A 7,319-nucleotide genomic window follows, 5' to 3' on the forward strand; every position below is an offset into this window, starting at 1 on the left:
AAGATATGTGAGCAACAAAAACATGGGGTAGTGCGTAATCTCCACTCTTTAAAAGGCAGGAGCATGAGAGGCTTAAAAGATTTTGCTTTAGAGGCTTTTGAAAGTTGTAAAGCAGAGGGAAATGGTAAGGTTGGAAATTGTTTTTTTACCTTGACAACTTCATGTTCTCTCCAAATGAAGCTGTCTTCTCGTTACAGAAATTACATAAACAGAGAACCGCAATATTCTCTCTCCACTCTTGGCATATAATAGCGGTAAAATACTGTTGTTTGAAGTGTGGTCATATAGGGCATACTTCCTTGAAACGTTACAGTATTTTTTTCGGTGTGTGTTGGATATTCTTCAGTGTTTGTCTTGCTTGAGATTTAAGGGCATTCCATGAGGAGGAGCCCAAAGAAGCCCGCCCAATATCCCCCAATATCTCCCAAGAGTCTCCAAGGGTTTTTGTGCTTTTATAAACGGACATGGTGTTTAAAAATGGGTGTTTAAAAATGGGTTTTTAGAATCTTTATCCTTTAAGAGCGGGGAGGCCAAGTCAACATCATCTTATAAAACTGCAATTGATGCACAATATCTATATTTATTTTAAAGAAATATCTCTTAAATAACGGCTCTCATTTATTTTACGATGGCGCCCAGTGGTATGATGGTAAAGCTTTATATTCCAAAGGCATTACATGAAAGGCTGAGAGGATAGGAGCTTGCTTTAAGAGAGGGAGAGGCTTTATTGTTTCGTGACTATTTGTTTACAGTTTAGTACAGGTTTTTAGAATCTACGTCTTTTTAGGGGGAAAGGGGCATTAAAAAACCCCGTTTTTAACAGGGTTTTTTAATCGTTCAATTTTTCTACAAAACTTAGAATTTATAAGCGATACCAAAGCGAACATCATGCGTTTGAGAAGAGATTTTAAGGTTATCGTTTGCAAATTTCTTTTTAAAAAAATCTGAATAACGATATTCTGTACGCATGATGATATTATCTGTCATTGCAAGATCAAAACCACCACCAACAGTGTAACCAAACATTGTTTTTGTCTCATCTAACACATTGCCAGAAGCAAAAATTGTCGAATCTTCTTGCGATTTTGATAAAAGTGACATGATATATTGCATCTGTCTATAGGCTATACCCCCTGCAATATAAGGCATAAGACGATGGGAAGCAAAACCAATACGCGCGCGCGTGGCACCAGACCACGTTTCTTTCAATGTTACACTGCTAACAACAATGTCACCATAGTTGGATATCGTTTCACCCTGAGCTGCAGGTTTTATGATAGGAATCCCAGCTTTTTTAAAGGCAATGTTAATGGAGTTTGATTCATCTAGAATTTTCTTTCCATTGTCTGTTTGGGTGCTTTTCCTTCCAGACCAGACCATATCGGTATCAAAACCGAAAACAAGATCTCCCAGATCAATATTAGAACCTGCATACAAACCTGCTCTCAATCCTGATAGTTTCGGTGATAAATCTCTATCAACCCAAGCCCATTTTCCGTCCCTAGCTTCTTGTGCGTAATTTAGAGTATTTTTATTGGAAAAATATCCAATTTGTCCTCCAAAATAAAAACCAGACCAAGAAAAAGGCGCAGAAACAGTAACCGGTGAAATACGTGACGATGAAACATCTTGCAATGAAACCTTCGGTTCTGATTGCTTAAAGATTACCGTATCTGCTGCTTGCGCTGTTGAAGCGGTAATGAAGGTGAAAATAGATAGTGCAACTAAACATTTTGTTTTCATAAAAACGTCCCCAATTTATTTCAGATACAAATCGTATTATATACAAATTGGTTAAAAAAATCTATACTTAATATCATTATGAAAACTAAAACACTCAAAAACTCTATAATTATCCATATTTAAGCGTTCTTAAAACTTGTTTTCATGCTATTATGCCGGGTTTATATTGATTTTTCAGGATTTTTTTATACGCCTTCAGTGTTCTCTGTGTTTTAGAAAAAATTATAGTATAGTAAATAAGCTTTTTACTTATTTAAAAAACATTATTTTATACATATTAAAACACTTTTTGTTATTAAATGTATTATCCATTATGATTGACATCAATGTGCTTACATATTCAATTGATCGTAAAAAATGCATATTGGCACCATCATATTCTTTGCTCGTTTCTGATGTTGCGTAGCTTTGTATTGCGATAGCCTTTTGAGCACTTGAGGGGATGAGCGACTTTATTTCTTTTTTATCTATATGCCACTTTTGCTTATGATAATCCAAGCGAATAGTTTTGATTGATTGAATGGAATACGAAGAATAAGAAGGAGTAAAGTGCGAGAATCTCAAGTCTCATGAGGTTTCTTATACGTCATGTAAAACGGATAAACTCTCCGTTCCGTTCGCTTAAAGACGGAACGTGGATGAGAGCCTAAAAACTGAATGTCGTTGGCGATTTTAAAGAGATTAGCGCGTGCCATTCAGGTTTTTGTGGAAATGGGTGAGGGCGCTATAATGGGCAAATGCCTCCAATTTCTTGCGAGCTGTCAAGGATATCCCCGTTAGAGAGCTGATTGTTTCAGCAAAGGTCAAAACCTTTCGGTGCATTGAATTTTGTTCCAACAGCTGTTCCTCTATTGAGCACTCCCATCTTCATGCTTCATAAAGGAGACATTTCTCAATGTTCCTAAACCCATTTCATGACAGCGATTGTGAATGGTATAATAATAAATCTATTGAGCACCTCTTTTACGCTTCATAAAGGAGCACGCCGGTACCATTACTATATTTGCCAGTTCGTGGGGTGTTGTGACAGTCCTCTCCACAATGTTGTGACAGAGGCCCCTTTTGTCCGTTGTGACAGTCCTTGGCACTTGAGGTGGTTCATTAGAGGCGTTTGTAGTCCTTATCGGATACAATTTCTATTCATACATTCATTGCGTTTGTGATGTGCAAGTCAGTGATTTTGATTGATGCAACATGGGACCGATTTAAAATGAGAAAATCTTACGGTCTTTAGGATTCTCGTTCAATATGGATAACGCTAGATTATCATTATAAATAAACACATTATCTCATTGAGATAAGAGTTATCTACCCAATGTTATCAATAATGATAACATTGTAAAGCGTAACTACGATGAATTCATTAATCTTTTTATACTTTGATTGAAATTATGTCTATTAATACCGATAATACCGATTTTTTTGAGCTAATTCTGTTTGGTTGATAGCTAATAGATTTTCAAAATCAAGACGCGAAGCTAGAATGAAAAACACCTTAAGGTCATATCCATTTAAATCACTTTCTGCCAGTATAGCCATTGGGTGTTGAGCTATGACTATCCATGCCTTTGCAAAACCGTTGTGCCTTTTAAGTACAATATAAGCAACAAAACCACCCATAGCATAAATGCGGATCAGAGCCTAAAATGAACGCTGTGGGTAATTGTTATCGGTCATCATCGGGGTGTTTACACCCCGATCTTTTGACAGAAAGATTTGTTTTAAGATGTTTGCATCTTTTTTAGTGGGTTGTTTATTGGGGAGCAATCATCTTTTTAGGATCAACTAATCGGTCATAATCCTCTACAAAAACACCTGCTTTTAATGCTTCGGTGCGCAAAGTTGTATCATTTTTATGCGCTGCTTTGGCAATTTCAGCAGCTTTTTCATAGCCAATTTCTGGTGCAAGAGCTGTGACTAACATGAGTGAGCGCTCCATGAGTGAGTGAATATGAACACGATTGGCTCGTAATCCTTGAATGCAATGCATATCAAAAGAACGCATGCAATCACCAAGAAGGGTAATTGATTGTAAAACGTTATAGCCAATAACAGGTTTATAAACGTTGAGTTCAAAATGTCCTTGGCTTGCGGCAAAGGTTACGCTGGTGTGATTACCAAAAACTTGGCATGCGACCATGGTTAAGGCTTCACATTGTGTGGGGTTGACTTTGCCGGGCATAATAGAAGAGCCTGGTTCATTTTCAGGAAGACTGAGTTCCCCTAAACCGGAACGTGGACCAGAGCCTAAAAACCGAATGTCATTGGCAATTTTAAACAGATCAGCAGCGAGAGCATTCAAGCTCCCGTGGAAATGCGCAAGGGCGCCATGATGGGCAAGTGCTTCAAATTTATTGCTGGCAGTTTGGAACGTTATTTCTGTGAGAGTGCTCACTGTTTGCGCAAAAGCAACGTCAAAACCTTTTGGCGCATTCAGCCCTGTGCCAACAGCCGTACCACCTTGAGCAAGCATTTGGACATCGGTTAGAGCATTTTCAATACGCTGAAAATTGGCTTCTAATGCGGCACGATAGCCTGAAAATTCTTGCCCTAAGGTTAAAGGGGTTGCATCTTGCGTATGGGTGCGGCCGATTTTAATGATATCTGCAAATTCTTGCTCTTTTTGTTTTAATGTCGCAATAAGAGCTTCAAGGATTGGCAGTAAGTGTTGGCGTGTTTGCAACGTGGTGGCAATGTGAAGCGCCGTGGGAAAGGAATCGTTCGATGATTGGCTCATGTTGACATGGTCATTGGGATGAACTGGTTTTTTGCTTCCAAGTTTTCCTCCCAAAATCTTACTAGCACGATTAGCAATGACTTCATTGACATTCATATTGCTTTGTGTGCCAGAACCTGTTTGCCAGACGGACAGTGGAAAATGCGTATCAAAATCGCCAGCAAGCACTTCATCAGCGGCGGCAATAATTGCTTTTCCAATATTTTCTGGTAGTTTTCCTTTGCCCATATTTACAATCGCTGCTGCTTTTTTGACAAGGACTAAGGCATAGATGATGGCAAGAGGCTGCTTTTCACTGCCAATATTAAAATTATGCAGAGAACGTTCAGTTTGTGCGCCCCAATAACGATCTTGACGTACCGAAATCGTTCCAAAGCTATCCGTTTCCTGACGTGTTTCAACCATGATAAGATCCTTTTTTGTTCACGGGTTCTCAAAAAAGATAGATAACGCGAAAGTGCAATAAGAGGCAAGACTTTGAAGCTTCATTTAGAGAAATTATTTTTATGGCTATTCTTGACATTGAGAGATGCCGATTTTATATCTAACACATGCTAGCACTCGTAATTTGAGAGTGCTAGCAAGAACTTTTAAGATTAATTCAATTATGTTCAGTTTTAAGGATTTAAAACATGGCTAATATACAATTCCGCCCACTTCACGACCGTGTCGTTGTCCGTCGGGTTGAATCTGAAAATAAAACGGCTGGTGGGATTATCATCCCTGATACAGCAAAAGAAAAACCCCAAGAAGGCGAAGTGATTGCTGTTGGCAATGGCGCTCTCGATGATAACGGAAAGCGCGTGCCTTTAGAAGTCAAAACAGGAGACCGTATTTTGTTTGGAAAATGGTCTGGAACTGAAGTCAAGATTAATGGGGAAGATCTCCTCATCATGAAAGAATCTGACATTATGGGAATTATGGGCTAATTGAAGCACTTAGTTTTTCATTGTGTACTATTTTGAGAAAACTCCAAGGAGAAATTAAATGGCTGCTAAAGAAGTCAAATTTGGCCGTGAAGCGCGTGAGCGTTTGTTGCGCGGTGTCGACATCCTTGCTAATGCTGTTAAGGTGACACTCGGCCCTAAAGGTCGCAATGTGGTGATTGATAAATCATTCGGTGCACCTCGCATCACAAAAGATGGTGTATCCGTTGCAAAGGAAATCGAACTGGAAGATAAGTTCGAAAATATGGGTGCACAAATGTTGCGCGAAGTTGCTTCTAAAACCAATGATATCGCTGGTGATGGAACAACAACAGCAACTGTTTTAGGACAAGCTATTGTGCAAGAAGGTGTTAAAGCTGTTGCTGCGGGCATGAACCCAATGGATTTGAAGCGTGGGATTGATGCTGCTGTTGAAGAAGTGGTGGCAAACCTCTTCAAAAAAGCAAAAAAAATTCAAACTTCAGCAGAAATTGCACAGGTGGGAACAATTTCCGCTAATGGCGCTGCTGAAATCGGTAAAATGATCGCTGATGCTATGGAAAAAGTGGGCAATGAAGGCGTCATTACCGTGGAAGAAGCTAAAACCGCTGAAACGGAATTAGAAGTCGTTGAAGGAATGCAATTTGACCGTGGGTATCTTTCCCCTTATTTTGTCACAAATGCTGAGAAAATGGTCGCTGATCTTGATGATCCTTACATTCTCATTCACGAAAAGAAATTGTCTAATTTGCAATCTCTTCTTCCTGTGCTTGAAGCTGTTGTTCAGTCTGGAAAACCACTTCTCATTATCGCTGAAGATGTGGAAGGTGAAGCTTTGGCAACGCTCGTTGTCAACAAATTGCGTGGTGGTTTGAAAATTGCTGCTGTAAAAGCTCCTGGATTTGGTGACCGTCGTAAAGCAATGTTAGAGGATATCGCTATCTTGACATCCGGACAGGTTATTTCTGAAGATGTGGGCATTAAACTTGAAAATGTCACTTTGGATATGCTTGGACGTGCAAAGAAAGTGAATATTTCTAAAGAAAACACCACCATTATTGATGGTGCTGGACAAAAGAGCGAAATTACTGCTCGCGTCAATCAAATCAAGGCTCAGATTGAAGAAACAACTTCTGACTATGACCGTGAAAAATTGCAAGAAAGACTTGCTAAACTCGCTGGTGGTGTTGCTGTTATCCGTGTGGGTGGTGCAACAGAAGTTGAAGTGAAAGAAAAGAAAGACCGTGTTGATGATGCTTTGAATGCAACACGTGCTGCTGTTGAAGAAGGTATTGTTGCTGGTGGTGGTACCGCATTGTTGCGTGCAGCAAATGCGTTGACCGTTAAGGGAAGTAATCCTGACCAAGAAGCTGGTATTAGTATCGTTCGTCGTGCTCTACAAGCACCAGCGCGCCAGATTGCAAGCAATGCTGGTGAAGAAGCCGCTATTATTGTGGGCAAAGTGCTGGAAAATAATGCTGACACTTATGGTTACAATACCGCAACTGGTGAATTCGGTGATTTGATTGCTTTGGGAATTGTTGATCCTGTGAAAGTTGTGCGTTCTGCTCTTCAGAATGCGGCTTCAATTGCGAGCCTTCTGATCACAACAGAAGCAATGGTTGCTGAAGTTCCAAAGAAAGATACACCAATGCCTCCGATGCCTGCTGGCGGAATGGGTGGAATGGGCGGAATGGATTTCTAAGCTCTTATTCCATAGAAGTAATAAAGAAACGGGCCTTCTGGGCCCGTTTTTTTTATGCTTTTTCATGTTTTCCAACCGGTGAATTTGGTGATTTGATTGCTTTCAAGAATTGTTGATCCCGTGAAAGTTTTTGCGTTCTGCTCTTCAGAATGCGGCTTCAATTGCGAGCCTTCTGATCACAACAGAAGCAATGGTTGCTGAAGTTCCA

The 7,319-nt window shown here is 39.8% G+C and carries 5 protein-coding genes and 1 pseudogene; 2 read left to right on the forward strand and 4 right to left on the reverse strand.

Annotation, left to right across the window (positions count from 1 at the left end):
• Positions 1-855: 855 nt before the first annotated feature.
• The 4 genes and pseudogenes from ACFIMA_RS02745 to fumC all read right to left on the reverse strand — a co-directional run bounded on the left by ACFIMA_RS02745 (position 856) and on the right by fumC (position 4,885).
• The gene (locus ACFIMA_RS02745; protein WP_375621582.1) at positions 856-1,743 is read right to left on the reverse strand and encodes an outer membrane protein; all 888 of its coding nucleotides are present in this window, start codon (positions 1,741-1,743) and stop codon (positions 856-858) included.
• Positions 1,744-2,372: 629 nt separating this feature from the next.
• Positions 2,373-2,590 (reverse strand): annotated as a pseudogene (locus tag ACFIMA_RS02750) (lyase family protein); the annotation flags it as partial.
• 551 nt (positions 2,591-3,141) lie between these two features.
• Complete coding sequence (locus tag ACFIMA_RS02755; RefSeq protein WP_375674055.1) at positions 3,142-3,363, reverse strand: hypothetical protein; 222 nt, start codon at positions 3,361-3,363, stop codon at positions 3,142-3,144.
• A 133-nt stretch (positions 3,364-3,496) separates the two neighbouring features.
• A complete protein-coding gene (fumC, locus tag ACFIMA_RS02760; RefSeq protein WP_375611602.1) occupies positions 3,497-4,885 on the reverse strand; it encodes a class II fumarate hydratase in 1,389 nt (462 codons plus the stop codon).
• Positions 4,886-5,112: 227 nt separating this feature from the next.
• Here fumC and groES point away from each other — a divergent pair, with 227 nt between their 5' ends.
• Both groES and groL read left to right on the forward strand, forming a co-directional pair.
• On the forward strand, positions 5,113-5,409 hold the full coding sequence (groES, locus tag ACFIMA_RS02765) for a co-chaperone GroES (RefSeq protein WP_005774667.1): 297 nt from the start codon (positions 5,113-5,115) through the stop codon (positions 5,407-5,409).
• Between the two features lie 58 nt (positions 5,410-5,467).
• Positions 5,468-7,111, forward strand: a complete 1,644-nt coding sequence (gene groL, locus ACFIMA_RS02770) for a chaperonin GroEL (RefSeq protein ID WP_273790908.1) — start codon at positions 5,468-5,470, stop codon at positions 7,109-7,111.
• Positions 7,112-7,319: the final 208 nt, after the last annotated feature.

It is taken from the genome of Bartonella sp. AP88HLJMH (genome assembly GCF_042195605.1).
Lineage (GTDB): Bacteria > Pseudomonadota > Alphaproteobacteria > Rhizobiales > Rhizobiaceae > Bartonella.

Coding starts and splice junctions, on each gene's coding strand:
- ACFIMA_RS02745 (WP_375621582.1), bottom strand. CDS start 1,743: ATGAAAACAAAATGTTTAGTTGCACTATCTATTTTCACCTTCATTACC.
- ACFIMA_RS02755 (WP_375674055.1), bottom strand. CDS start 3,363: ATGGGTGGTTTTGTTGCTTATATTGTACTTAAAAGGCACAACGGTTTT.
- fumC (WP_375611602.1), bottom strand. CDS start 4,885: ATGGTTGAAACACGTCAGGAAACGGATAGCTTTGGAACGATTTCGGTA.
- groES (WP_005774667.1), top strand. CDS start 5,113: ATGGCTAATATACAATTCCGCCCACTTCACGACCGTGTCGTTGTCCGT.
- groL (WP_273790908.1), top strand. CDS start 5,468: ATGGCTGCTAAAGAAGTCAAATTTGGCCGTGAAGCGCGTGAGCGTTTG.